Genomic DNA, 23331 nt, shown 5'->3' with positions numbered 1-23331 from the left:
TGGGTCAGTCCTCCGGGGTGGTGGTGCTCGTCGGGGTGGCCGGGGTGGTCGGGGTGGTCGGGGTGGCCGGGGTGGTCGGGGTGGTCGGGGTGGCCGGGGTGGCGGGGGCGCGTCGGTCGCCACGGCCCGCGAACGGCGGGGCGGCGGGGGGCAGGGTGGCGTCGCGCGGCGGCACGTACCCCGCGGTGCGCAGCAGGTCGACGACGGCGGCGAGCGCCTCGTCGCGCGAGAGCACCGACGTGTCGACCGCGAGGGCCGCGTCGGTGGGCACCTCGTACGGGTCGGAGATGCCGGTGAACTCCGCGATGAGCCCGGCCCGGGCCTTGGCGTAGAGGCCCTTGAGGTCGCGCGCCTCGCACGCCTCGAGCGGCGTCGAGACGTGCACGAGGACGAAGTCGCCGACGGCCCGCACCATGCCGCGCACCGCCTCGCGGGTGGCGGCGTACGGGGCGATGGGCGCGCAGATGGCGATGCCGCCGTGGCGGGCGATCTCCGAGCCGACGTAGCCGATGCGGCGGATGTTGAGCTCGCGGTCGGCCTTGCTGAAGCCGAGGCCCGACGAGAGCATCGTGCGAACGACGTCGCCGTCGAGCAGGGTGACGGTGCGCTCCGAGTGGGTGGCCACCCAGTCGCCGACGTCGCGGGCGAGGGTCGACTTGCCCGAGCCCGACAGGCCGCTGAACATGAGCACGAGGCCGCGGCGGTCACGCGGGGGGCGCCACCGCTGCAGGCGGTGCGCGATGCGCGGCGACAGCTCCCCGAGGTCGCCCGCCGGGTCACCGGCCTCGAGGGCACGCCACGACCGGTCCCACGCCCGGGCCGGTCGCGACCCGTCGTCGGGGTCGACGAAGACGGTGGGGGAGCCGCCCAGGGCCGACCCGAGGCGGGCGGCCAGCGCGGCGTTGCTCGCCGGGTCGCGCCACGCGAGCGGGGCGGTGCGCACCTGGGCGTCGGTGAGGCCGAGGTCGTCGAACCAGAGGCGGACGACGTCGAGCATCACCTGGGTGGGCACCGCGGCGGTGGGGTCGTCCGAGACGAGGGCGAGCACCGGCTGCCGCGTCGCGTCGGTGGTCGGCGTGCTCGGCGTGCTCGGCATGCTCGGCGTGGTCGGGGCGGCCGCGGTGACGGCGTGGTCTGCGTGGTGGTCGGGCGCCTCGTCGGTGCCGGCGAGGGCGTGGTCGAGCGCCTCGCGGTCGCCCGCCACCGGGGGGCGACCGAAGACGACGACCGCGCGCCCGGTCTCGGGCCACAGCGAGCCCGTGTCGACGACGAGGCGGCGGCCTTGGCCCGCCTCCCGCTCGCGTACGCGGCGCAGCCGGCCCACGACGACCTCCTGCGTCGCCCCGGCGCGGTCCGCTCCGCCCGTGGGGGCGGTCGGGGCGTCGGCCCCGCTCCGCGCGGCGCCGGACGCCGCCGGCGGCCGCGAGGAGGTCCCGGCCCCGTCGAGGTGGGCGTCGGCCCCGTCGAGCTCGAGCCGGGCGAGCGGGGTCAGCTCCTCGTCGCGCAGCACCACCCCGCCGCCCCGGCGGGCCGCGGCGGCGACGGCGGCGTCGAGCTCGAGGCTGACGAGCGGCGCCGACACGCGGGAGGCCGGCGTCGGCGGCCGCGTGGTGCCGAAGGCGACCGGCCCACCGAGGCGCTGGCCGCGGGGCAGCAGCCCGAGCAGGGCGAGGTCGACGTCACGGGCGACCCGGCCGTCGATGCGCGCGTCGGGCAGGTCGAGGCGGTGCTCGTCGAGCGGGCTGAGGGTCGGGCTGGTGATGACGCTCTCCTGGGTCGACCGGACACCTGGCCCGACGACCGCGACGTCGGCGGTGCGCCGGAGCGGGTCGCCGGGTTCGGGCGTCGGGCAGGCGGTGGCAGTGCCGACCGTACCGGCGCCCGCCCCGGTTCGCGCCGGTTTGCCAGCACCCGGGAGCCGATCGGCGCATCCGGGCATGATCCGGTGTCAGTGGGCTGTTCTAGTCTTGACGCGCGGGTCCCACCGATGCCACCGGAGCCCACCGCCCGTCTCCGCCCTGCCTCGCTCCGTCTCGCCTCGCCGCACCTCGGCGCCGGCCCGTGTCCGGTCCGGTGCCCGGATCACCCCACGACGTCCGACAAGGAACTCCATCCGCATGTCCGTGACCGCTGTCTGCGCGTCCCTCCGCCTCGACGACCGGGTCCAGTCCCTGCTGGCCGCCCTCGACGACACGCGCGTGGCCGACGTCGGGGTGGCCCCCGGTGCCCGCGTCCCGCTCACCGCCGCGCTCGTCGAGCGGCTGCGCGACGGCGCGCCGCCAAAGGGGCGCCCGGTGCTCGTCGTCACCGCGACGACCCGCGAGGCCGACGACCTCGCCGCGGCGTTGTCCGCCTTCCTCGACCCCGACTCCGTCGTCGTCCTCCCGAGCTGGGAGACCCTGCCCCACGAGCGCCTGAGCCCGCGCAGCGACACCGTCGGTCGTCGGCTCGCGGTGCTGCGCCGGCTGCAGCACCCGGACCCCGACGACACGGCCTACGGCCCGCTCGCCGTCGTCGTCGCCCCGGTGCGGGCGCTGCTGCAGCCCGTCGCCCGCGGTCTCGGGGACCTCGTCCCCGTGTCGTTGCGCGTCGGTCAGGAGTACCCGCTCGAGCAGGTCGTCGACGACCTCGCGGCCGCCGCCTACACCCGCACCGACCTCGTCGAGCGCCGTGGTGAGTTCGCCGTCCGCGGTGGGCTGCTCGACGTGTTCCCGCCGACCGAGCAGCACCCCCTGCGCATCGAGTTCTGGGGCGACACCGTCGAGGAGGTCCGCTGGTTCAAGGTGGCCGACCAGCGCAGCCTCGAGGTCGCCGACCACGGGCTGTGGGCGCCGCCCTGCCGTGAGATGCTCCTCACCCCGTCGGTACGGGCCCGCGCCCGTGCCCTCTCGACGCAGCTGCCGGGCGTCGCCGACATGCTCGAGAAGGTGGCCGAGGGAATCGCGGTCGAGGGCATGGAGTCGCTCGCCCCCGCCCTCGTCGACGGCATGGAGTCGGTGCTCGACACCTTCCCGGCCGACACCCTCGTCCTGCTGTGCGAGCCCGAGCGCATCCGCACCCGCGCGCACGACCTCGTCGCGACGAGCGCCGAGTTCCTCGACGCGAGCTGGAGCAACGCCGCCGCCGGCAACGACGTGCCGGTCGACCTCGAGTCGCTGCTCGGCACCGCGTCGTACTGGTCACTGGCCGACACCCGCGCCCACGCCCTCGAGCGGGGGGTGCGCTGGTGGTCCTTCACGAGCTTCGCGAGCGACACCGAGCTCTCCGACTTCGCCGACGACCCGGCATCCGACGAGGAGGCCGCGCTGACCGCCCGGGTCTTCGACCTCGGCACGACCCCGGTCGACCCGTTCCGCGGCGACACCGAGGCCGCCGTGTCGGCCCTCGACGGGTGGGTGCGCGACGGGTGGTCGGTGCTCGTCGTCGTCGACGGCCCGGGGCTGGCCCGTCGCGTCACGGAGATCCTCGGCGAGAACGAGGTGCCGTGCACGATGGAGGTGGCGGATGCCGCCCTGCCGCCGGGCATCGTGCACGTGGCCACGGGCGCGGTCGAGCACGGCTTCCTCCTGCCGGAGCGCAAGCTCGCCGTCGTGGCCGAGAGCGACCTCACCGGGCAGCCCGGTGGGGGCACGACGACCAAGGACATGCGCCGCATGCCGTCGCGCCGGCGCAACCAGGTCGACCCGCTGCAGCTGCGTCCCGGCGACCACGTCGTGCACGAGCAGCACGGCGTCGGCCGGTTCGTCGAGATGATGCAGCGCACGGTGCAGGGCGCGACGCGCGAGTACCTCGTCATCGAGTACGCCGCCAGCCGCCGCGGCCAGCCCGGCGACCGGCTCTTCGTGCCGACCGACCAGCTCGACCAGGTGACGAAGTACGTCGGTGGCGAGGAGCCCAGCCTCAACAAGATGGGCGGCAGCGACTGGACCAAGACGAAGTCGCGGGCCAAGCGCTACGTCAAGCAGATCGCCGCCGACCTGATCCGCCTCTACAGCGCGCGGCAGGCGACCAAGGGCCACGCCTTCGGGCCCGACACCCCGTGGCAGCGCGAGCTGGAGGAGGCCTTCGCCTACGTCGAGACCCCCGACCAGCTCTCGAGCATCGACGAGGTCAAGGCCGACATGGAGAAGCCGGTGCCGATGGACCGCCTCATCTGCGGCGACGTCGGCTACGGCAAGACCGAGATCGCGGTGCGGGCGGCCTTCAAGGCCATCCAGGACGGCAAGCAGGTCGCCGTGCTCGTGCCGACCACCCTGCTCGTGAGCCAGCACCAGCAGACCTTCTCCGAGCGGTACGCGCAGTTCCCGGTGCGGGTCGCCTCCCTCTCGCGCTTCCAGAGCGACCGGGAGGTCAAGGAGGTGCTGGCCGGCATCTCCGACGGGTCCATCGACCTCGTCATCGGCACCCACCGGCTGCTCTCGAAGGAGGTGGCCTTCAAGAACCTCGGCCTCGTCGTCATCGACGAGGAGCAGCGCTTCGGCGTGGAGCACAAGGAGCTGCTCAAGACCATGCGCACGGCGGTCGACGTGCTCTCGATGTCGGCCACGCCGATCCCGCGCACGCTCGAGATGGCCGTGACCGGCATCCGCGAGATGTCGACGCTCGCGACCCCGCCCGAGGAGCGCCACCCCGTCCTCACCTTCGTCGGCGCCTACGACGAGAAGCAGATCACTGCTGCCGTCCGCCGCGAGCTGCTGCGCGAGGGCCAGGTCTTCTTCGTGCACAACAAGGTCGGCAGCATCGACAAGGCGGCCGCGCGGCTGCGCGAGCTCGTGCCCGAGGCGCGCATCGCGACCGCCCACGGCCAGATGGGTGAGCACAAGCTCGAGGCGGTCGTCGCCGACTTCTGGGAGAAGAAGTTCGACGTGCTCGTCTGCACGACCATCGTCGAGACCGGTCTCGACATCAGCAACGCCAACACCCTCATCGTCGAGCGCGCCGACATGCTCGGCCTCAGCCAGCTGCACCAGCTGCGCGGTCGCGTCGGGCGTGGCCGCGAGCGGGCCTACTCCTACTTCCTCTACCCGCCCGAGAAGCCGATGACCGAGACGGCGCACGACCGGCTGCGCACGATCGCCAGCCACACCGACCTCGGCTCGGGCATGGCGGTGGCGATGAAGGACCTCGAGATCCGCGGGGCGGGCAACCTCCTCGGCGGCGAGCAGTCGGGCCACATCGCCGGCGTGGGGTTCGACCTCTACGTGAGGTTGATCGGTGAGGCGGTGGCCGACTTCCGCGGAGAGAGCACGAACGCGCCGACCGAGATCAAGATCGAGCTGCCCGTCGACGCCCACCTCCCGCACGACTACGTGCCGGGGGAGCGGCTGCGCCTCGAGGCGTACAAGAAGCTCGCCACGGTCGAGTCGTTCGAGGCCGTCGACGAGATCGAGGCCGAGCTGCGCGACCGGTACGGCGCGCCGCCCGAGCCCGTGCGCAACCTGCTCGAGGTGGCCAAGCTGCGGGTCGTGGCCCGCCAGGCCGGCATCGGCGACGTCGGTGTGCAGGGCAAGGTCGTGCGCTTCGGGCCCGTGGGCGACATGCGTGAGAGCCAGATGCTGCGCCTCATGCGCCTCTACCCCGGCACGATCGTCAAGGAGGCGCTCGGCACCATCCTCGTCCCGGCGCCCATGACGGCCCGCGTCGGCGGCAAGCCGCTGCGTGACGTCGCGGTCCTCACGTGGGCCCGCGAGCTCATCACGGCGGTGCTGCTCGACGACATCGCCGCCGCCTCCGGGGTGGCCGCGACGGCCGCGGGCCGCCCCGTAGGATGACACCCGCACCCGCTCGAGGAGGAACGTCGTGATGGCTCAGTCAGGTCTGTCAGCTCGCCCGTCGCGGCGACGCCCCGCCCGGGTCCGGGCCGCGGGGGTCCTCGTGGCGGCCGCGGTGGCCGTGCCGCTGCTCGGTGGCTGCGGTTTCGAGACCCGGCAGCAGGCGGCGGCCGTCGTCAACGGTCACGTCATCCACGAGGACGACGTCGCCACGACGGCCCAGCAGCTGAAGTCGGCCCGCCTCGACTTCTCCGAGAACATCGTCGTGACGGCGCTCATCGCCGCCCCGCTGCTCGACTCGGCCCGCGGCACCACGTACCAGCCCGACCAGGTCTACGCGCAGACCATCGCCTCGATCCCCGACGCCACGGACACGACGAAGGAGTTCGTCAAGGCCGTCGCGTCGATCCAGGCCGGCACCCTCAGCGCCCAGCAGGTGACGACGTACCGCAACGAGCTCAAGAGCGCCGACATCTCGGTCAACCCGAAGTTCGGCACCGTCGTGCCGAGCAACGAGGGGCCGGTCTACTTCAGCCTCGGAGCGAGCCAGCCGAACTGGATCAAGCCCGGCAGCGGCCCCACGGCCACCGCGCCGGCGCCCGCCCAGCAGTAACGCCCACATCGTGCCCGGTCGGGTCGTCGTGCTCGTCAGCAGCCCGAGGGTCGCACCCGGCCTGCTGAGCCGTGAGGCGTGGTCCGCGCTCGAGCGGGCGGATGCCGTGCACGCCCGTCGCGGTGAGCCACAGGCCGCCGCCGTGGTCGAGGCCGGTCTGGCCGTGACGCTGCACGGCGCCGACGGGTCGCTGGGCGCGGACGGCGCCGACGACGTGCAAGGCACCGACGACCCCGCGGCCCTGGCCCGTGAGCTCGTGTCCGCGGCGTCCGCCGACGACGCGGGCGACGTCGTGTGGGTCGGCTCGTCCGACGGCGACCCGGGCCTCAACGAGGCGGTGGCCGTCGAGGTGACCCGCCTGCCGGAGCCACCGGAGGTCGAGCTGCTCGTGGCCTCGTGGGACGTCCCGGGGGCCCGGCTGCTCGACGTCGTCGCCGTCATGGACCGGCTGCGCTCGCCCGGCGGCTGCCCGTGGGACGCTGAGCAGACGCACGAGACCCTCGTGCCCTACCTGCTCGAGGAGGCGCACGAGGCCATCGAGGCGATCGAGTCCGGTGACCGCGTGCACATGGAGGAGGAGCTCGGGGACCTGCTGCTGCAGGTCGCCTTCCACGCCCGGGTCGCCCAGGAGCACCCGGAGGCGCCGTTCGACGTCGACGACGTGGCCGGCACTCTCGTGGAGAAGCTCGTGCGCCGGCATCCGCACGTCTTCGGCGACGTCGAGGTCGACGGTGCCTCCGGCGTCGAGGCGAACTGGGAGAGCATCAAGGCCACCGAGAAGGCCGGGCGCACCCACGTGCTCGACGGCATCCCAGTCTCGATGCCCGCGCTGGCCCGGGCCCAGAAGGCGGTCACCCGTCTCGACCGCGCGGGCCGGGGCGAGGTCACCGACGCCGTGCTCGCGTCCGGTACCGGACAGCCCGACCTCGGGCGGCGCCTGCTCGCCCTCGTGCGCGAAGCCCGGGCGGCCGGCGTCGACGCCGAGTCCGCTCTGCGGCAGACGCTGGTCGAGCTGACCACGGCCGCCGACCCGCGCTGACGCGCATCGCCCTCCGGTCGCGGCCGGCGAACACACCGGGAAAGCGCGAGACCAGCGAGCTACAACTCGCCGATCTCGCGCTTTCCCGGTGTGTTCGCGGTGTCTTCGCGGGGCGGCTCAGTACGCTCCGCGGGAGGCGACGACGGCCTGGACCGTGCGCAGCATGATGGCGATGTCCTGCACCATCGACCAGTTGTCGACGTAGTAGAGGTCGAGGCGGACCGTGTCGTCCCACGAGAGGTCGCTGCGGCCGGAGACCTGCCACAGGCCGGTGAGGCCGGGGCGCACGTGCAGGCGGCGCTGCACGTCGGGGTCGTAGCGACGGACCTCGGCCGGCAGGGCCGGGCGGGGGCCGACGAGGCTCATGTCGCCGCGCAGCACGTTGAGCAGCTGCGGCATCTCGTCGATGGAGAAGCGGCGGATGAACCGGCCGATGGGCGTGATGCGCGGGTCACTCTGCATCTTGAAGAGCACGCCCTCGCTGCTCTCGTTGAGGTGCGTGATCGAGCTGAGGCGGGCCTCGGCGTCGACGACCATGCTGCGGAACTTCAGGCACTCGAACAGCTCACCGTCACGTCCGACCCGGGTCTGGCGGAAGAGCACCGGACCCTTGTCGCCGAGCCGGATGGCGAGGGCGACGAAGAGCAGCACGGGGGAGGAGACGAGCAGCATGAGGCTGGCCCCGACGATGTCGAACAGGCGCTTGGCGCCGCGCGAGGCCCCCATGCTCTGGGGCTGCTCGACGTGCACGAGCGGCAGCCCGCCGACCGGGCGCATGGCCATGCGGCCCGAGCTGATGTCGCTGAGGCTCGGCACGACGGCCATCTGCACGTGGCGACCTTCGAGGTCCCAGGCGATGCGCCGGAAGTCGACCGCCGACGGGAACGCGCCCTCGGTGAAGACGACGAGGTCGGCCTTGGTGCTGAGCACGGCCGCCGACGTGTCGCCGGTGCGCCCGACGACGTGGATGCCGCGACCGGTGACGAGCTCGGTGCTGCCCTTGGGCAGCACGGCGCCGACGATGTCGTAGCCGAGCCACTTCTCGCGGCGCAGCACGGCGGCCACGTCGTCGACGTGCGACGACGAGCCGGTGAGCAGCACGCGGGTCATGAGGTGGCCGCGGGTGTGGGCCCGGTGCACGAGCTGGCGGGCGAGGTAGCGCCACAGCAGCAGGGCCGGCAGGCCGATGGCGAACATGATGACGAAGTAGCCGCGGGACAGGTTGAAGTGCGTGAGGTAGCTGGCGATGCCGACGAGGCCGGCGGTGAGCCCGGCGGCCGAGCCGATGCGGGCGTACTCCACGGTGCCGACGCCGAGGAAGGTCTTGGCGTACGTGCCGACGCCGACGTTGGCCAGCATCCAGAGCGCGATGATGTAGACCCCGACCGAGTCGGCCACGAGCGTCAGGTCGTTGGCCGTGTCGAAGAGCTGCAGCTGCCTGCGCCCGATCCCGGCGATGACGACGGCGGCGGTGACGATGAAGAGGTCGCCGACGGCGATGCCGCCCTGCAGCGCGCGCAGCCAGCGCGAGCGCTGTGTCAGCGGTTGCGTCATCGGACGCGAACCGATGTCGAGCGTGAGCACGTTCGACTCACGCATGGGTTGCCCCATGAGTCCCACCCCCCGGCGGTGTTGGTGTCATTTCCCCAAGCAGTGCCGACCCCCAAGGCGACACCCGTGCCACTATGCCAGCGCCGTCTCGCTCCGGGGTGAAAATGGACGTATTGGGTTGTCCCACGGACAGTCTGCGGTGCCGGCGAGTGCCGCGCACCCCGAGATCGGGAAAGGTCGACCGGATGCCGGGGTGGCTCGCCCGGCGCGTCGACGCGGACGGCTAGGCTCGGGGCGCGGCCGACCGGCATCCGCCGGCCTGCCCAGCGCTCAACGTCGAGCCGTCAGGAAGTGCCAGCAGCACCGCACCGAACCACCACCCGGACGCTTTCGTCCGGGCGACGTCCAGCACAGGAGAGCACGTGGCCAGCATTGAGGAGATTGGCGCCCGCGAGATCCTTGACTCGCGAGGCAACCCCACCGTCGAGGTCGAGCTGCGCCTCGACGACGGGACCTTCGCCCGCGCGGCCGTGCCCTCGGGCGCCAGCACCGGCGCGTTCGAGGCCTCCGAGCGCCGTGACGGCGACAAGGGCCGTTACCTCGGCAAGGGCGTCCAGCAGGCCGTCGACGCCGTCATCGAGGAGATCAACCCCCGACTCGTCGGCTTCGACGCGAGCGAGCAGCGCCTCATCGACGCCGAGATGCTCGCCCTCGACGGCTCGAAGAACAAGGAGACGCTCGGCGCCAACGCCATCCTCGGCGTCTCGCTCGCCGTCGCGCACGCCGCGGCCGAGTCCGCCGGGCTGCCGCTCTTCCGCTACGTCGGCGGGCCCAACGCCCACGTGCTGCCGGTGCCGATGATGAACATCCTCAACGGGGGCTCGCACGCCGACTCCAACGTCGACATCCAGGAGTTCATGATCGCGCCGATCGGCGCGCCGAGCTTCCGCGAGGCCCTGCGCTGGGGCGCCGAGGTCTACCACGCCCTCAAGAAGGTGCTGCACGAACGCGGCCTGGCCACGGGCCTCGGCGACGAGGGCGGCTTCGCGCCGAACCTCGAGTCGAACCGCGCCGCCCTCGACCTCATCCTCGAGGCCATCAAGGCCGCCGGCTACGAGCCCGGCCGCGACATCGCCCTCGCGCTCGACGTCGCCGCCTCGGAGTTCTTCGACGACGGGTCCTACTCCTTCGAGGGTGCGAGCAAGAGCGCCGACGAGATGGTCGCCTACTACGGCGAGCTCGTCGACGCCTACCCGCTCGTCTCGATCGAGGACCCCCTCAACGAGGACGACTGGGACGGCTGGAAGTCGATGACCGACCTGCTCGGCGACAAGGTGCAGATCGTGGGCGACGACCTGTTCGTCACCAACCCCGAGCGTCTCGGCCGCGGCATCGCGTCGGGCACGGCGAACGCGCTGCTCGTCAAGGTCAACCAGATCGGCACGCTGACCGAGACCCTCGACGCCGTCACCCTGGCGCAGACCAACGGCTACCGCTGCATGATGAGCCACCGCTCGGGCGAGACCGAGGACGTCACCATCGCCGACCTCGCCGTCGCGACGAACTGCGGCCAGATCAAGACCGGTGCCCCGGCCCGCTCCGAGCGCGTCGCGAAGTACAACCAGCTGCTTCGCATCGAGGAGGAGCTCGACGACGCCGCGGTCTACGCCGGCACGGGCGCCTTCCCGCGCTTCGACGCGAGCCGCTTCGGCGGGCAGGCCTGACGGGGGCGGGCCGTGGCCGACCGCATGCCGACCCCCCGCCCGGGCCGCAGCTCGTCCTCGACGAGCCGGTCCGGCGGTCCGGCACGCCCGTCCACGGCCCCCACCCGCACCGGTCCGCGCACCGGACCCCGTCCCGGGCAGGGTCGCGCCGGCGGCGGGGCCGGCTCCGGCCGCTCCGCGTCCGGCGCCCCGCGGGGAGCCCGCCCGGCCCCCTCGCGCTCACGGCCGCCGACGGCCGCGCGGGCGAAGGTCGCCGCTCCGGTGGCGCCGCCGCCGTCGCAGGCCTGGGTGCGAGGGGCGATCCTCATCGGCATCGTCGTCATGCTCGCCGTGACGCTCGTGCCGACCATCCGCTCGCTCGTCCAGCAGCAGCACGGCACGTCCGAGACGAGGGCCAGCATCGCGCAGCAGCGTGAGACCGTCGCCGCCCTCGAACGGCAGGCCGCCCTGTGGAAGGACCCGTCGTACGTCGAGGTGCAGGCTCGCGAGCGGCTGAAGTTCGTGCGCGTCGGCGACCGCGCCTACTCGGTCATCGACCCGTCGCAGACCGACCGCCCCGACGACGCCGCGGCCGCGCCCGTCGTCTCCGCGCCCATGGCCAACGACGCGGCGCCCTGGTACGGCAAGGTGTGGCAGTCGATCCAGATCGCCGACCGCCCGACCGCCGGCCTGCCGCAGAAGAAGTGACGACGGCATGACCGACCCCGACCCGGCGGGCACCGCCGACCTCTCCGTCGACGGCACCGACGGCACCGACGGCGTCGACCCGGCCGACCTCGAGGCGGTCCACCGCCAGCTCGGCCGGCCGCCGCGTGGCGTGGCCGCCGTGGCGCACCGCTGCCCGTGCGGGGAGCCCGACGTGCTGCGCACCCAGCCGCGGCTGCCCGACGGCACGCCCTTCCCGACGACGTACTACGCCACGTGCCCGCGCCTCACCGGCGCCGTGAGCACCCTCGAGACGGCCGGCACGATGCGGACGATGACGGAGCGTCTCGCCGACGACGAGCAGCTGGCGGCGGCCTACGCGCGGGCCCACGAGGCCTACCTCGCCTCGCGCGCCGAGCTGGGTGACGTCCCCGAGATCCACGGTGTCTCGGCCGGGGGCATGCCGACCCGGGTCAAGTGCCTGCACGTGCTCGTGGCCCACTCCCTCGCCGCCGGCCCGGGGGTCAACCCCCTCGGCGACGAGGCGCTCGAGATGCTCGAGCCGTGGTGGCAGCCGTTCTCGTGCGCCGACCAGCACCGGCGCGACGACACCTCCGACGAGCAGGCGCAGCGATGAGCGACAGCACCCCCGACACCCACGACGCCTCAGGAACGACGGTGCGCGTCGGCGCGGTCGACTGCGGTACCAACAGCATCCGCCTGCTCGTGGCCGACATCGACCGCGGCACACGGGCGGTCACGGACGTGCTGCGCCGCATGGAGATCGTGCGCCTCGGCCACGGCGTCGACCGCACGGGCGTCATCGCGCCCGAGTCGATGCAGCGCACCCTGCGTGTCGCCGCCGAGTACGCCGCCTCCTGCCGCGAGCTCGGCGCCGAGCGGGTGCGGTTCGTGGCCACCTCCGCCTCCCGCGACGCCCGCAACGCCGGCGAGTTCGTCGAGGGCGTGCGCCGGGCCTTCGCCGAGCACTGGGGCGCCGACGTGACCCCCGAGGTCGTGTCGGGCGACGAGGAGGCCTCCCTCTCGTTCACCGGAGCCACGGGCGACCTCGTCGGCGGCGGGGTGCCCGGCCCTTACCTCGTCGTCGACCTCGGCGGTGGCTCGACGGAGTTCGTCCGCGGCACGGATGCCGTCGAGGCGGCCCGGTCGGTCGACGTCGGGTGCGTGCGCATGACCGAGCGCCACCTCCTCAGCGACCCGCCGACGCCGGACCAGATCGCGGCCGCCACGCGCGACGTCGACGCCGCCATCGACGCCGCGGCCGCGGAGGTCGGCTTCGACGGCATCCGGGCGCTCGTCGGCCTCGCGGGCAGCGTCACGACGATCACGGCCCACCGGCTGCGGCTGCCGACGTACGAACCCGAGCGCATCCACCTCGCCCGGGGAGGGGTGGACGAGACCCTCGCGGCCTGCGCCGACCTGCTCGCCATGACCCGAGAGCGGCGGGCGGCCCTGCCCTACATGCACCCCGGCCGCGTCGACGTCATCGGGGCCGGTGCGCTGGTCTGGAGCCGCATCGTCACCCGGTTGCGCGATCGGGCCGGCATCGGTGAGGTCATCACCTCCGAGCACGACATCCTCGACGGCATCGCCCTGAGCCAGGTCTGACCCGCGGCCACGGGTGTCGGCACCTGTCGACACCGGTCGAAGGGGGTCGACACCGGCGGCGCCGCCGTGGCGGTGGGCCCTAGACTGCCGGCCGTGGACAGGCTGAGGCAGGGGGTCGGTGACGCCTTCGCGGTCGTCGTCGACGGGCTGCGTCTCGCCGGGCGCCACCTGCCGGTGCTGCTGACCCTCTTCCTGCTCGGCGCCGCCGTGCGGGGCGCCGTCATCTGGGCGGCCGTCGAGCTGAGCGACGAGCACCCGGTCGCCGCCCAGCTGCTGCTGCCGCTCGCCCCGATCGGCACCCTCGCCGCCATCGTCTTCATGCTGCGCGCCCTCTCGCCCTCGCTTCGCCACGCCGGCTTCGGCCGCGACCCGGGTGGGGTGCCCGCCACCGCCGACGGCCCGCCTGGCCCACCACGGCGCCGGCGTCTCGCGACGGCGACCAACCGCCAGCTCGGCCTGCTCGCGAGCATGCTCGTCCCGTTCCTCACCGTGTACTCGGCCCAGGGGCTGCTCGAGGCCGACCGGCGCCAGTTCGTCAACAGCGCGGCCTTCGCCGAGTTCCGGTCGAACGCGGACTTCTTCTACGGCGGCTCGTCGGGGCCGAACCGCTTCGTCCTCGGCGGCACCGCCGTCATCATCGGCGTCGTCGTCGTGACCTTCGCCCTGCGCCGGCTCATCAACGGGTTCGACCTCGCGTCGAGGAGCACCGGCATGGGGCTCTTCGCCGCCTACGTCGAGATCTTCTGGATCTTCTCGGTCGCCGCCTGGGCGACCGGTCTGGTCGACGTCTTCGCGCGCTGGCGCGACTCGCGGGCCTTCACCGTCTGGGTGCTCGACCGGTGGCACGCCGTCGTCGACGTGCTCGGCCCGGTCGGGGTGCCGGTGCGGACGGCCGTCGAGTGGGTCGTCGGCCTGCTCGCCGACGGCACCGACCTCGTCGTCGTGCCCGTGGCCTGGCTGACCGTCGGCGCCGTCGCCTACGGCCAGAGCGCCGCCCTGCGCGGCCAGTCGCTGCGGTCGGTGCCTCTCGCAGTGCCCCTCGCGGTGGCCGGGCCGGGGCGACCCGGACCCACCCGCGCCCGTGCCGCCCTGCACACCGCGCGGACGCGCCTGCCCGCGCCTGTGCGCCGGCTCGGTCGTGGCGCCACCGCCGACCTGCGCGAGCGCTTCGGCACCTTCGCCCAGGGCGTGCGGCTGCTCGTGGCCGCCGGGCTCGTGCCGATGCTGCTCTTCTGCATCGTCTTCAGCGTCGCCCGCGCGGTCGAGTGGGGGGTCAGCGAGCTGATCCGGGTCGTACGTGGGCCCGTCGACCCGTCGACCGGGCTCGCCTTCGCGCCGTGGCTCTCCCTCGTCAGCGGCGCCGCCTACACGCTGCTGCTCGTCGGGCTCATCGCCGCCGCGGTCGACCGCATCATCACCCGGCTGCCCGGCGGCGCCGTCGACGTGACGCCCCAGCCGGCCGTCGCCCCCCTCAGCCCCCGCTACTGACCTCGCCGCCCGCGCCGCCCGGACCGCTGAGCGGCAGGGCCGCGAACTCCGGCGGGTTCCACCACAGCCACACCTCGGTCGGCGCGGCGTCGCCCGAGGTGACGACGTAGCTGTCGACGTCGTAGGCGGGCGGCCGCTCGGCGCCGTCGTCGGTCGTCGGTCGCGGCGCTCCGGGCAGCCACGTCGGGCCGACCTGCCCCGGTGGGGTGCAGGGTGAGGCCGGCTCGATCGCCGACGACTGCAGCGCGTTCGAGCCCGCCTCCCACCGGGTGCCGTCGGCGTCGGCCAGGGCGAGCCGGCAGCCGCTGAGGATCATGTCGCTGGGTGCGTCGACGTGCAGCGTCACCCTCCAGAGGCGGGCCCCCGTGGGCAGCTGCACCTCCTGGGGGCTGCCGTCGTAGCCCGGGAGCGTCGTCGCGGGCACGACGCCGACGAGTGACACGGCGGGCTCGATGGCCCACCGGTGGTGCCCGTCGTCGTACTCGTCGACGAAGCGCACGATCCCGTCGTCACCGGGGCGCTGCACGGCGTGCAGGTCACCCTCCCACCACAGGGTCTGCAGCCGCTGGCCGTTCCCGGCCAGCGCGGCCGCGACCGCGACGGGCAGCAGGGCCAGGCCCACGGCGTTGCGCCGCCACCACGACGTGCGCGAGGGGGCGACGGATGCCGGGCGGCCGGCATTCGCGGTCGGTGACGTCGGCGTCGGCTGGCTCACGTGAGCCCCCGGTAGGTCGAGTCGACGGCGGCGGTGCGCCCGCTGCCGAGGGTGGCCGCGCTAGCGTCGTCGACCGGCAGGGCGAGCTCGGCGACGTCGTCCCAGCCGGGGTCGAAGCCGTTGGTCTCGAGGCGCACGGTGGCGCCGGGCAGGGCGTCGCGTGGCACCTCGACGGCGGCGGTGCACAGGGCGGTGACGCCCGGGGGCGGGCCGAGGCAGGCGACCCCGTCGCGGCCCGAGCCGACCAGCCCGACGCGGTAGGTGCGGTCACGGGCGTCGGTGAGGGTGACGGTCGTGACGGTCGAGCGCTCGTGCGTCGGCGTCCACGAGAAGCGCAGCACGACGAAGACCCCCTGCGTCGTGGCCGGCTGCGCGAAGGGGGCCGTCACCGTCGTGGCCCCCTCGACGTCGGTCACGAGCAGCTCGCCGGTACGCAGCGAGGTCGGCTGCCCGACGGTGGCCTCGCGCACGAAGGGGCGCTGCGAGCCCTCGCCGGCGCCTCCGTCGGTGGGGGAGGGGACGACGGTCGACAGGGCCTGCGACACCGAGAGCCCGGCCACGACGAGGGCGCCCACCCCGAGGGTCGAGCGCTGCGGTCTGGGCAGTCTGCGTCCGGTCACGACGGTCTCCCCGTCCCGACCGGCACCTCGGCCCGGGCACGCGGCTCGGGGTCCTTCCAGCCGTAGCTGAAGTCGAGGGTGTCCTGGCGCCAGGTGTGCTCGTTGACGGCGACCTGTAGACGGGTGGGGGCGGGCCGGCTGCTCGACTGGTCGAAGAGCCACGCCACGCGGTAGGTGAGTCCGGGCTGGGCCGAGGTGAGGGCGCGCTTCTCGGGCATCGTGTAGGCGAGGGCGGGTCGGGCGTCGGCCGCCGGCACGAGCTCGCCGGGACGGGTGCGCGAGACGAACCCGCCGGCGCCCCCGTCGCCATCCCCACCCTCGTCGCCGTCGAGGCCGATGAGCCGGTAGAGCACGTCGGAGCGAAGCGTCGCGTCGCTCGTGTTCGTCACCGTGCCCTCGACGACGACGAACCGCCCGCCGCTCGGGTCGTCGGGGTAGGCCTCCGGGGTGTCGCCGGAGGCGGGGATGCCGGGGAACTGCGTCACCGTGTAGACGGCCTCGACGGTGAGCTGCACCGGTTCGGCGGTGACGGGCGCACCGAGCACGAGGGGCCGGACGGGGTCGGTGTCGACCTCGCGCAGGCCGCCGAACAGCCCGGACGCGAGCAGCACGAGCACGACGAGGGCGGTGCCCCACTCGACCGGTGGCCGGCGCAGCACCCACCGACCGACTGCGCGCGGGTCCATCCGACCCGCCCTGCTCACCCTGACCACGCGCGGCATCGTAGCGAGAGCAAGGTCGGGGGCGCCGACGGGCAGGACGAGCGGTCACCGACCGACGACGCCGACGACACCGACGACACCGCGGTCGCCGACCGTCAGGAGATGATCGTGTGCGCGGTGCGGGACCGGCTCGGGGTGCGGCGGTCGTCGAGGCCGGACAGGCGGCCGAAGCCGTCGAGCAGGCCTCGGTTCTCGCCCGGCCCGTCGCCGTCGGCGTCGCCGGTGTCACCCTCGCGGTGGCGGCGCACCATCTTGACGAGCAACCACGCGGCGGCGGTGACCCCGAGGGCCCACGTGCCGTTCGAGACCGTCGCGTCGACCGTGCCGTAGCACGCGAAGAACAGCGTCACCCACACCATCGCCTCGACGGTGCGCTCGCCGATGCGGCAGGCCGCGAGCAGGACGCCGCCCCAGAGGAGGTACCACGGGTGCACGACCGGCCCGGAGGCGCAGAGGACGAGCAGCACGGCCGCGCTGGCGAACACCGGCCGGCGGGGTCCCACCCGCCAGGCGATGAGGGCGATGACGACGAGGCCCACGAGCATGCCGAGGGTCTGCACGCGCGGCACCGCGGCCGCGACCCACGAGTCGGGCACGCCGGAGATGCGCAGCAGGCCCTCGAGGGCCGTGCCGAGCAGGGTGGGCGGGCTGAGCAGGGAGCGCAGCGACGCCGGCACCGCGAGGTTGGGGATCCAGCCCCACCCGAGGCCGGACACCGCCGTGAGCAGGGTGAACGTGGCCGCGGCGACGCCGCCGTGCACGACGCCGGCCCGGACGAACTTGGCCGCCTTCGAGCGTGGCCCGGTGTCGGCCTGCATGGCCAGGCCCACGACCCCGATGAGCGCGAGTACGGCGGTCTGCTTGAAGTTGGCCGACAGGGCGATGGTAGCGCTGGCCCAGAAGAGCTGGCCGCGGGCGGCGAGCAGGAGTGCGAGCGAGACGAGCGCGATCATCATGGCGTCGCCGTGGGCGCCGCCGACGAGGTGCATCATGACGAGCGGGTTGAAGACGCCGAGCCACAGCGCGCGGTCGGCGCTGACGCCGAAGCGGCGGGCGAGGCGCGGCAGGGTGAAGGCGAGCAGGGCGACGGACGCGAGGGCCGGCAGGCGCATGGCGAGCGCCGCGAGGTAGGCGTTGTCGCCGGTGACGAAGACGATGGCGTGCTGCAGCTGCAGGGCGAGCGGGCCGTACGGCGCCGGCGTGAACAGCCACATCGGGTCGACCTGGTCGCGGTACTGCTGGAACTCGCCGGTGACGTACACCGGGCCGACCTCGTAGGGGTTCAGGCCCAGCCCGACGATGCGCCCCTGGGCGGCGTAGCTGTAGGCGTCACGGCTGAAGAGCGGCGGCGCGAGCAGCACCGGCAGGCTCCACAGCAGCCACGTGTAGCGGTGCAGCCGCGCCGACCCCTCGCGGGGGCGCATGCGCAGCCAGGCGTCGACGAGCAGGGCCATGCCGGCGACGAGCACGAGGGTGGCCGAGAAGCGGCCGGCACCCGTGCTGAGCCACTGCAGGTGCAGCGTGCGCACGATCGGGGCGTCGGGGGGCAGGAAGGCCGGGGTGAGCGAGCCGACGCCGATGAGGGCCATGCCGAGCATGCCGCGGCGCACGAGCTGGTCGCCCCAGGCCTGGGCCACACCGGCCGGCAGCTCGTCGCGCAGCACCCGCAGGACGACGGCGTACCAGCGCAGCACGAGATCGGCGAGTCGGCTGCTCGGGAGGGCGGGTGTCGCCACCGCACCCCGTCCGAGCGCGTCGGCCTGCTGCTTCGGCACGCGGCTCCTTCGGTGTCGTCCGTCCGCGCGGGCGCGACCGGAAGTGTCCCGCCGGCACGTCATCAGGCCCCGGGTGGTCCTCTGTCCCCCCGATTCTACGGGGGAGTGCCCGAAAACGACGATTCCCACGCCGCCCACCGCGGCGACGGATGGGTACGATGCCCCGCCCGGCACCGTCGGTGCGTGGCGCGAGCCGCCCTCCGGTCGCGCCTGTCGTACCCCCGGAGGGGGTCGAACCCTCACCTGTGGCGATTTTAAGTCGCCTGCCTCTGCCAGTTGGGCCACGGGGGCGTGTCGCAGCACCGACAGTATGCCGAGGCCGGATGCCGGGGGTCGGGCGTGGTGGACACGCGGCCTCGCGCGCGCGTGCGGGAACCAACCGAGACCCCCCGTTCGCTTAGTCTGGTGACAGACGCCGCACCCGCGGCCACCAGTGTCGGGGAGGCACTCACTCATGGCAGGTACCAACCCGGTCTTCGACCGGCTCAACAAACAGATCGAGAAGGAGCGCTACGCCGGCTTCGGCCAGCCGCAGCAGGGCCGGCAGGGCCAGGGCGCCCAGCAGGGCATGCAGCAGGCGAGCGCCGGCTACGCCGCGCAGGACGCGATGAGCGCCCAGCAGCTCGACGAGATGTACGCGCGTGACACCGCCGGGTCGGTCGACACCGGCCGCGTGACCCTCGACGACGTCATCGTCAAGAGCCTCGTGCTCTTCGTCGTCACGGTCGGTGTCGCCGCCGCGTCGTGGGTGCTCACGAGCGGCAGCCCCGGCCTGACCCTGCCGCTGTGGCTGGGCGGCATGTTCGGCACGCTCGCCCTCGGGTTCGCCATCGCCTTCATGAAGAAGGTGTCGGTCCCGCTCATCATGGTCTACGCCGTGCTGCAGGGTGCCTTCGTCGGCGCGTTCAGCCAGTACATCAACTCCATCCCGAGGTACGAGGGCGTCGTCATGACGGCCGTCCTCGCCACGGCCTGCACCTTCGTGGCCATGTACGCCGGCTACGCGACCGGCTTCGTCAAGGTGACGAGCAAGACGCGGCGCATGTTCTTCTTCGCCATCGTCGGCTACGGCATCTTCTCGCTGCTCCAGGTCGTCCTGCTCATGACCGGCGTCCTCGACGGCTGGGGCTTCGGCGGCAGCAGCGGCTTCGGCGTCATCCTCTCGGTCGTCGGTGTGGCCCTCGCGGCCTACTCCCTCGCCATCGACTTCGACTCCATCGACAACGCCGTGCGCGTCGGTGCCCCGTCGAAGTACTCGTGGCTGCTGGCCCACGGGCTCATCGTCACGCTCGTGTGGCTCTACATCGAGTTCGTCCGTCTGTTCGCCCGCCTGCGCGACTGACCCCCGTGACGGTCCCCTCGGGCGACTCGCCGATCCCGCCCGGGGTGGCCGTCGAGCTGAGGCGCATGGTCGAGCGGTGGCAGCAGCTGCCGCTCGACCACGCGCTCTCGCGTTCCCCGGCCGTGTGCGAGGCGGTCCAGCGCCTCGCCGACCGGGCGGCCGTGGCGGGCGGCCACCCCGACGGTGCACCTCCCGTGCCCGACCTCGGTCCGGCCGTCCTCATGGACCAGCTCACCGTCGTGGTCCACGACGTGTGCGCGCTCTCGCCACGACGTGAGGATGCCGACGTGGCCGCCCTGCTGACCGGCATCCGTCACGCCGTGGGCTGAGCCCCCGAGGGCTCAGGAGAGTCGTTCGAAGACGACGGCCATGCCCTGGCCGCCACCGACGCACATCGTCTCGAGGCCGAACTGCCCGTCGCGCTCGCGCAGCGCGTTGATGATCGTGCCCGTGATGCGGGCCCCGGTCGCCCCGAACGGGTGGCCGATGGCGATGGCGCCGCCGTTGACGTTGAGTCGGTCGTAGTCCATGCCGAGCCGGTCGGCCGAGGCCAGCACCTGCACCGCGAACGCCTCGTTGATCTCGTAGAGGTCGAGGTCGCCGATGGTCAGGCCCGCCCGCTGCAGGGCCAGGCGGCTGGCCTCGACGGGGCCGAGCCCCATGACCTCGGGCGAGAGACCTGTCGCGGCGGTCGAGACGACCCGCGCGAGCGGGTCGAGCCCGAGCTCCTTGGCACGCGTGTCGCTCATGACGACGAGCGCCGCGGCGCCGTCGTTGAGGGGGCAGCAGTTGCCGGCCGTCACGGTGCCCTCCGGGCGGAAGACGGGGTTCAGGCCCTGCACGCCCTCGAGGGTGACGCCCGCGCGGGGCCCGTCGTCCTTCGTGACGACGGTCCCGTCAGGGGTCGTGACGGGCGTGATCTCCCAGTCGAAGAAGCCGCGGGCGATGGCGGCCTCAGCGCGGTTCTGCGAGGTGACGCCCCACTCGTCCTGCCGGTCGCGGCCGATGCCGCACGACGTGGCGACGTTCTCGGCGGTCTGGCCCATGGCGATGTAGACGTCGGGCAGCTCGCCCCGCTCGCGAGGGTCGGTCCAGGTGTCGTTGCTCTCGGCGGTGCGCTTCGTGCGCTCCTGCGCCTCCGCGAAGCGGGGGTTCTGCGCATCGGCCTTGGCCCCACCGGCCCCGGCCCAGTCGGTGTACTGCGACACGCACTCGACACCGGCGGACACGAAGACGTCGCCCTCGCCGGCCCTGATGGCGTGGAAGGCCATGCGCGTGGTCTGGGCCGAGCTGGCGCAGAAGCGGTTGACCGTCGCCGCCGGTGTGCGGTCGAGCCCCAGCAGGGTGGCGACGACGCGCGCCATGTTCGACCCGTGCTTGCCGGAGGGCTCCGCGCAGCCGAGGTACACGTCCTCGACGAGCGACGGGTCGAGGGCCGGCACCTTGTCGAGGGCCGCCTGGACGACGGTGGCGGCGAGGTCGTCGGGGCGCACGTCCCTGAGCGAGCCCTTGAAGGCCCGACCGAAGGGGGAGCGGGCGGTCGAGACGATGACGGCTTCGGGCATCAGGTCCTCCTGCGGACGGTCGGCGACGTCGCCGGCCACGGGTCACGTCGAGCGCAGGTAAGCGCTCGCTTAGTCAGCAGGATCGTACGCGGTCGGCGTCACGGGGTCACGTCCGCCGGCTCCGGCCGCCGCGTGGGGCGCTGCCTAGGCTGGGCCGACAACCGGTGCACGCCGGCCGCGACACGCGGCCGGTCGCCCGCCCTGCCGCGACCGGTCGGCGCCTTCTCACAGTGGAGAACCAATGTCGTCTTTCTCGACCTGGGTGGTGGCTGCCGTCGGCTCGGCCGCCGTCGCCGTCGCCCTCACCGCCTGCAGCGGCGAGACCACGCCGTCCGCGGGCGCGCCGTCGCCCGCCGTCGGCAGCGCGAGCGCGGGCACGAGCGACCCGGCGGCCGGCGCGACGACGAGCACGGCCGCGCCCTCGACCGCGCCCTCGAGCGCGACCTCGACGTCGGGCTCGACCGCCGGCGGCGGGTCGAGCACGTCGGCCGCGGCCCAGGTGCTCGAGAAGGCCAAGGCCAACGCCCTGGCGGCCCGGACGGTGACCTTCAAGGGCGGCGTGCCCGATGACGGGGGCCGCATCGAGATCACGTCGACGGGCGCCGTCGACGCCTCCACCGCCGACATCTCCGTGTCGTCCCCCAAGCAGGGGAAGGCGCGCATCATCATCGTGCCCTCGGGCAACTTCGTGCAGGCCGACGCCGCGTTCTGGAAGTCGTCCGGCGCCCCCGCCTCGGTGCAGAAGGCGGGGTCCAAGTTCGTCAAGGCGCCGGGTGACGCGACCTCGCTCGCCCGCAGCTTCTCCTTCACCTCGCTCGCGGTGAAGGCGTTCGACGGGCTCGACGCGAACGACCTCGCCCCGGACGTCACCGAGAAGACGGTCAACGGCGTCGACTGCCTCGTCGTCACCGGCCCGGACGGCGAGGCGCAGGGGGCGCTCTACGTCTCGAAGGACGGCAACCAGATCGTCCGCTTCACCGAGCGCGGCGGCACCCAGCTCGACTTCAGCGGGTGGAACGCCCCCCTCACCGTGGCTGCACCTCCCGCCTCGCAGGTCATCACGCTCGGCGGCTGACGCGAGGCTCGCTCGGCGGCTGACGCGAGTCTCCGGTGGGGTCGACCATCCGCCGACCCGGTGAACCTGCCCACGGTGCGCCGTCGGTCGTGGCAGGGTAAGACGCCGAGGGCGGCCAGCCGCCCGGTGCCCGGTACCCCCGGGCGCGGTGCCCACCGGCACACCGACACACACTGACGGGGGAGAGATGAGAACCACCAGCACGCGCATCGCGGCGCTCGCAGGCGCCGTCGCGCTGACCTTCGGGGCGGCCGCCTGCGGCAAGACCGACACGCCGAGCACGCCCGCGGCCGCCGCGTCGAGCGCCGGCTCGGCCATGCCGACCATGACGAGCGACCCGGGCGCGACGCCGAGCGAGACCATGTCGTCGAGCTCCGACGCCGGCGACATGGGCGGCGACAGCTCGGAGGCCGCGCAGATCCTCGAGAAGGCCAAGGACAACGCCCTCAAGGCCACCTCGGCCGCCTTCTCGGGCGAGATCGAGCAGAACGGCGAGACGATGAAGATCGACTACAAGGGCACGAGCGACGGCAAGACCGCCGACGTGAGCATCGAGACCGACAAGCAGGGCAAGGCCCGGGTCATCTCGGTCGACGACGCCGTCTACATCCAGGCCGACGCGACGTTCTGGAAGCGCCAGGGCGCCCCCGCCTCGGTGCAGAAGGCGGGCGACAAGTTCATCAAGGCGCCCTCGAGCGCCGCCTCGATGGTCAAGAGCCTCAGCCTCAAGACCTTCGCCGACAAGGCCTTCGGGTCGGTCAACAGCTCGCAGCTCGCGTCCGACGTGGCCGAGGAGAGCGTCGACGGGATCGACTGCTGGGTGCTCACCGACCGCAGCGGCAAGGAGAACGGCGCGCTCTACGTGAGCAAGGACGCCAACGAGGTCGTCCGCTTCACCGGCACGAAGAAGACGCCGGGCGAGCTCAACTTCTCGAAGTGGAACGAGGACCTCGGCATCAAGGCCCCGCCCGCCTCGCAGGTCATGTCCCTCGGCGGCTGACGCCCCGTACGGACCTGCATCGCCCGGCATCCTCGATGGGATGCCGGGCGCTGCCGT

The 23331-nt window shown here is 73.5% G+C and carries 19 protein-coding genes and 1 tRNA gene; 12 read left to right on the top strand and 8 right to left on the bottom strand.

Annotated elements, in window-relative coordinates; genetic code table 11:
- Nucleotides 1–4: 4 nt before the first annotated feature.
- Nucleotides 5–1939, bottom strand: a complete 1935-nt coding sequence (gene cysC, locus DFJ68_RS18700) for an adenylyl-sulfate kinase (RefSeq protein ID WP_245963564.1) — start codon at nt 1937–1939, stop codon at nt 5–7.
- A gap of 178 nt (nt 1940–2117) precedes the next feature.
- Here cysC and mfd point away from each other — a divergent pair, with 178 nt between their 5' ends.
- Genes mfd through mazG form a run of 3 tightly spaced genes read left to right on the top strand, consistent with a single transcriptional unit; the run spans nt 2118 to nt 7423 of the window.
- On the top strand, nt 2118–5771 hold the full coding sequence (gene mfd / locus DFJ68_RS09445; protein ID WP_121032665.1) for a transcription-repair coupling factor: 3654 nt from the start codon (nt 2118–2120) through the stop codon (nt 5769–5771).
- 31 nt (nt 5772–5802) lie between these two features.
- A complete protein-coding gene (locus DFJ68_RS09440; protein ID WP_121032663.1) occupies nt 5803–6384 on the top strand; it encodes a hypothetical protein in 582 nt (193 codons plus the stop codon).
- 10 nt (nt 6385–6394) lie between these two features.
- Nucleotides 6395–7423 carry a nucleoside triphosphate pyrophosphohydrolase gene (gene mazG / locus DFJ68_RS09435; RefSeq protein ID WP_121032661.1) on the top strand — a complete coding sequence of 343 codons (1029 nt, stop codon included), beginning with the start codon at nt 6395–6397 and terminating at the stop codon, nt 7421–7423.
- Nucleotides 7424–7540: 117 nt separating this feature from the next.
- On the opposite strand, the gene DFJ68_RS09430 is transcribed toward mazG, so the two are convergent.
- Nucleotides 7541–9022, bottom strand: coding sequence for a sugar transferase (locus DFJ68_RS09430; protein ID WP_245963563.1), 1482 nt, complete (start codon nt 9020–9022; stop codon nt 7541–7543).
- 374 nt (nt 9023–9396) lie between these two features.
- Between DFJ68_RS09430 and eno the strand changes: the two genes are divergently transcribed.
- The 5 genes from eno to DFJ68_RS09405 all read left to right on the top strand — a co-directional run bounded on the left by eno (nt 9397) and on the right by DFJ68_RS09405 (nt 14460).
- Nucleotides 9397–10698: a phosphopyruvate hydratase gene (eno, locus tag DFJ68_RS09425; RefSeq protein WP_121032659.1), complete on the top strand. Its 1302-nt coding sequence runs from the start codon at nt 9397–9399 to the stop codon at nt 10696–10698.
- 261 nt (nt 10699–10959) lie between these two features.
- Nucleotides 10960–11385 carry an FtsB family cell division protein gene (locus DFJ68_RS18695; protein WP_245963562.1) on the top strand — a complete coding sequence of 142 codons (426 nt, stop codon included), beginning with the start codon at nt 10960–10962 and terminating at the stop codon, nt 11383–11385.
- Nucleotides 11386–11392: 7 nt separating this feature from the next.
- Nucleotides 11393–11980: a DUF501 domain-containing protein gene (locus tag DFJ68_RS09415; RefSeq protein ID WP_121032655.1), complete on the top strand. Its 588-nt coding sequence runs from the start codon at nt 11393–11395 to the stop codon at nt 11978–11980.
- A complete protein-coding gene (locus DFJ68_RS09410; RefSeq protein ID WP_121032653.1) occupies nt 11977–12972 on the top strand; it encodes a Ppx/GppA phosphatase family protein in 996 nt (331 codons plus the stop codon). The genes DFJ68_RS09415 and DFJ68_RS09410 overlap by 4 nt, the downstream gene beginning before the upstream one ends.
- Nucleotides 12973–13065: 93 nt before the next feature.
- Nucleotides 13066–14460, top strand: a complete 1395-nt coding sequence (locus tag DFJ68_RS09405) for a hypothetical protein (protein WP_121032651.1) — start codon at nt 13066–13068, stop codon at nt 14458–14460.
- On the opposite strand, the gene DFJ68_RS09400 is transcribed toward DFJ68_RS09405, so the two are convergent.
- The 5 genes from DFJ68_RS09400 to DFJ68_RS09380 form a co-directional block, all read right to left on the bottom strand.
- Complete coding sequence (locus DFJ68_RS09400) at nt 14444–15175, bottom strand: hypothetical protein (protein ID WP_121032649.1); 732 nt, start codon at nt 15173–15175, stop codon at nt 14444–14446. The two genes, DFJ68_RS09405 and DFJ68_RS09400, sit on opposite strands and share 17 nt — an antisense overlap.
- Nucleotides 15172–15795, bottom strand: coding sequence for a hypothetical protein (locus DFJ68_RS09395; RefSeq protein ID WP_147431542.1), 624 nt, complete (start codon nt 15793–15795; stop codon nt 15172–15174). The genes DFJ68_RS09400 and DFJ68_RS09395 overlap by 4 nt, the downstream gene beginning before the upstream one ends.
- Nucleotides 15792–16481, bottom strand: coding sequence for a hypothetical protein (locus tag DFJ68_RS09390; RefSeq protein WP_121032645.1), 690 nt, complete (start codon nt 16479–16481; stop codon nt 15792–15794). Before DFJ68_RS09390 ends, DFJ68_RS09395 begins: the two co-directional genes overlap by 4 nt.
- A gap of 131 nt (nt 16482–16612) precedes the next feature.
- A complete protein-coding gene (gene mptB, locus DFJ68_RS09385) occupies nt 16613–18292 on the bottom strand; it encodes a polyprenol phosphomannose-dependent alpha 1,6 mannosyltransferase MptB (protein ID WP_121032643.1) in 1680 nt (559 codons plus the stop codon).
- Between the two features lie 216 nt (nt 18293–18508).
- Nucleotides 18509–18583 (bottom strand) — tRNA-Leu (locus tag DFJ68_RS09380).
- Between the two features lie 163 nt (nt 18584–18746).
- Between DFJ68_RS09380 and DFJ68_RS09375 the strand changes: the two genes are divergently transcribed.
- The gene (locus DFJ68_RS09375) at nt 18747–19634 is read left to right on the top strand and encodes a Bax inhibitor-1/YccA family protein (protein WP_121032641.1); all 888 of its coding nucleotides are present in this window, start codon (nt 18747–18749) and stop codon (nt 19632–19634) included.
- 5 nt (nt 19635–19639) lie between these two features.
- A complete protein-coding gene (locus DFJ68_RS09370) occupies nt 19640–19963 on the top strand; it encodes a hypothetical protein (RefSeq protein WP_245963561.1) in 324 nt (107 codons plus the stop codon).
- Nucleotides 19964–19975: 12 nt separating this feature from the next.
- Here the strand turns inward: DFJ68_RS09370 and DFJ68_RS09365 are convergent, their stop codons facing one another.
- Entirely contained in the window at nt 19976–21199 is a 1224-nt protein-coding gene (locus DFJ68_RS09365) for an acetyl-CoA C-acetyltransferase (RefSeq protein ID WP_121035251.1), read from the bottom strand.
- A 241-nt stretch (nt 21200–21440) separates the two neighbouring features.
- Between DFJ68_RS09365 and DFJ68_RS09360 the strand changes: the two genes are divergently transcribed.
- Together DFJ68_RS09360 and DFJ68_RS09355 are read left to right on the top strand one after the other, a co-directional pair.
- On the top strand, nt 21441–22274 hold the full coding sequence (locus DFJ68_RS09360; protein WP_147431541.1) for a hypothetical protein: 834 nt from the start codon (nt 21441–21443) through the stop codon (nt 22272–22274).
- A gap of 187 nt (nt 22275–22461) precedes the next feature.
- Nucleotides 22462–23274 (top strand): hypothetical protein, encoded by an 813-nt coding sequence (locus DFJ68_RS09355; RefSeq protein WP_121032637.1) that lies wholly within the window; start codon nt 22462–22464, stop codon nt 23272–23274.
- The last annotated feature ends 57 nt before the right edge of the window (nt 23275–23331 follow it).

Origin of the sequence: Terracoccus luteus (assembly GCF_003635045.1) — a bacterium.
GTDB lineage: Bacteria > Actinomycetota > Actinomycetes > Actinomycetales > Dermatophilaceae > Terracoccus > Terracoccus luteus.
Note: the sequence above shows the minus strand (reverse complement) of the source record. Positions and strands in the feature narration are given on the sequence as shown.

What these genes read in the sequence shown, in the direction of transcription:
- cysC (WP_245963564.1), bottom strand. Translation starts at nt 1,939, where the DNA reads ATGCCCGGATGCGCCGATCGGCTCCCGGGTGCTGGCAAACCGGCGCGA.
- mfd (WP_121032665.1), top strand. Translation starts at nt 2,118, where the DNA reads ATGTCCGTGACCGCTGTCTGCGCGTCCCTCCGCCTCGACGACCGGGTC.
- DFJ68_RS09440 (WP_121032663.1), top strand. Translation starts at nt 5,803, where the DNA reads ATGGCTCAGTCAGGTCTGTCAGCTCGCCCGTCGCGGCGACGCCCCGCC.
- DFJ68_RS09430 (WP_245963563.1), bottom strand. Translation starts at nt 9,022, where the DNA reads ATGCGTGAGTCGAACGTGCTCACGCTCGACATCGGTTCGCGTCCGATG.
- DFJ68_RS09415 (WP_121032655.1), top strand. Translation starts at nt 11,393, where the DNA reads ATGACCGACCCCGACCCGGCGGGCACCGCCGACCTCTCCGTCGACGGC.
- DFJ68_RS09410 (WP_121032653.1), top strand. Translation starts at nt 11,977, where the DNA reads ATGAGCGACAGCACCCCCGACACCCACGACGCCTCAGGAACGACGGTG.
- DFJ68_RS09390 (WP_121032645.1), bottom strand. Translation starts at nt 16,481, where the DNA reads ATGGACCCGCGCGCAGTCGGTCGGTGGGTGCTGCGCCGGCCACCGGTC.
- DFJ68_RS09375 (WP_121032641.1), top strand. Translation starts at nt 18,747, where the DNA reads ATGGCAGGTACCAACCCGGTCTTCGACCGGCTCAACAAACAGATCGAG.
- DFJ68_RS09365 (WP_121035251.1), bottom strand. Translation starts at nt 21,199, where the DNA reads ATGCCCGAAGCCGTCATCGTCTCGACCGCCCGCTCCCCCTTCGGTCGG.
- DFJ68_RS09360 (WP_147431541.1), top strand. Translation starts at nt 21,441, where the DNA reads ATGTCGTCTTTCTCGACCTGGGTGGTGGCTGCCGTCGGCTCGGCCGCC.
- DFJ68_RS09355 (WP_121032637.1), top strand. Translation starts at nt 22,462, where the DNA reads ATGAGAACCACCAGCACGCGCATCGCGGCGCTCGCAGGCGCCGTCGCG.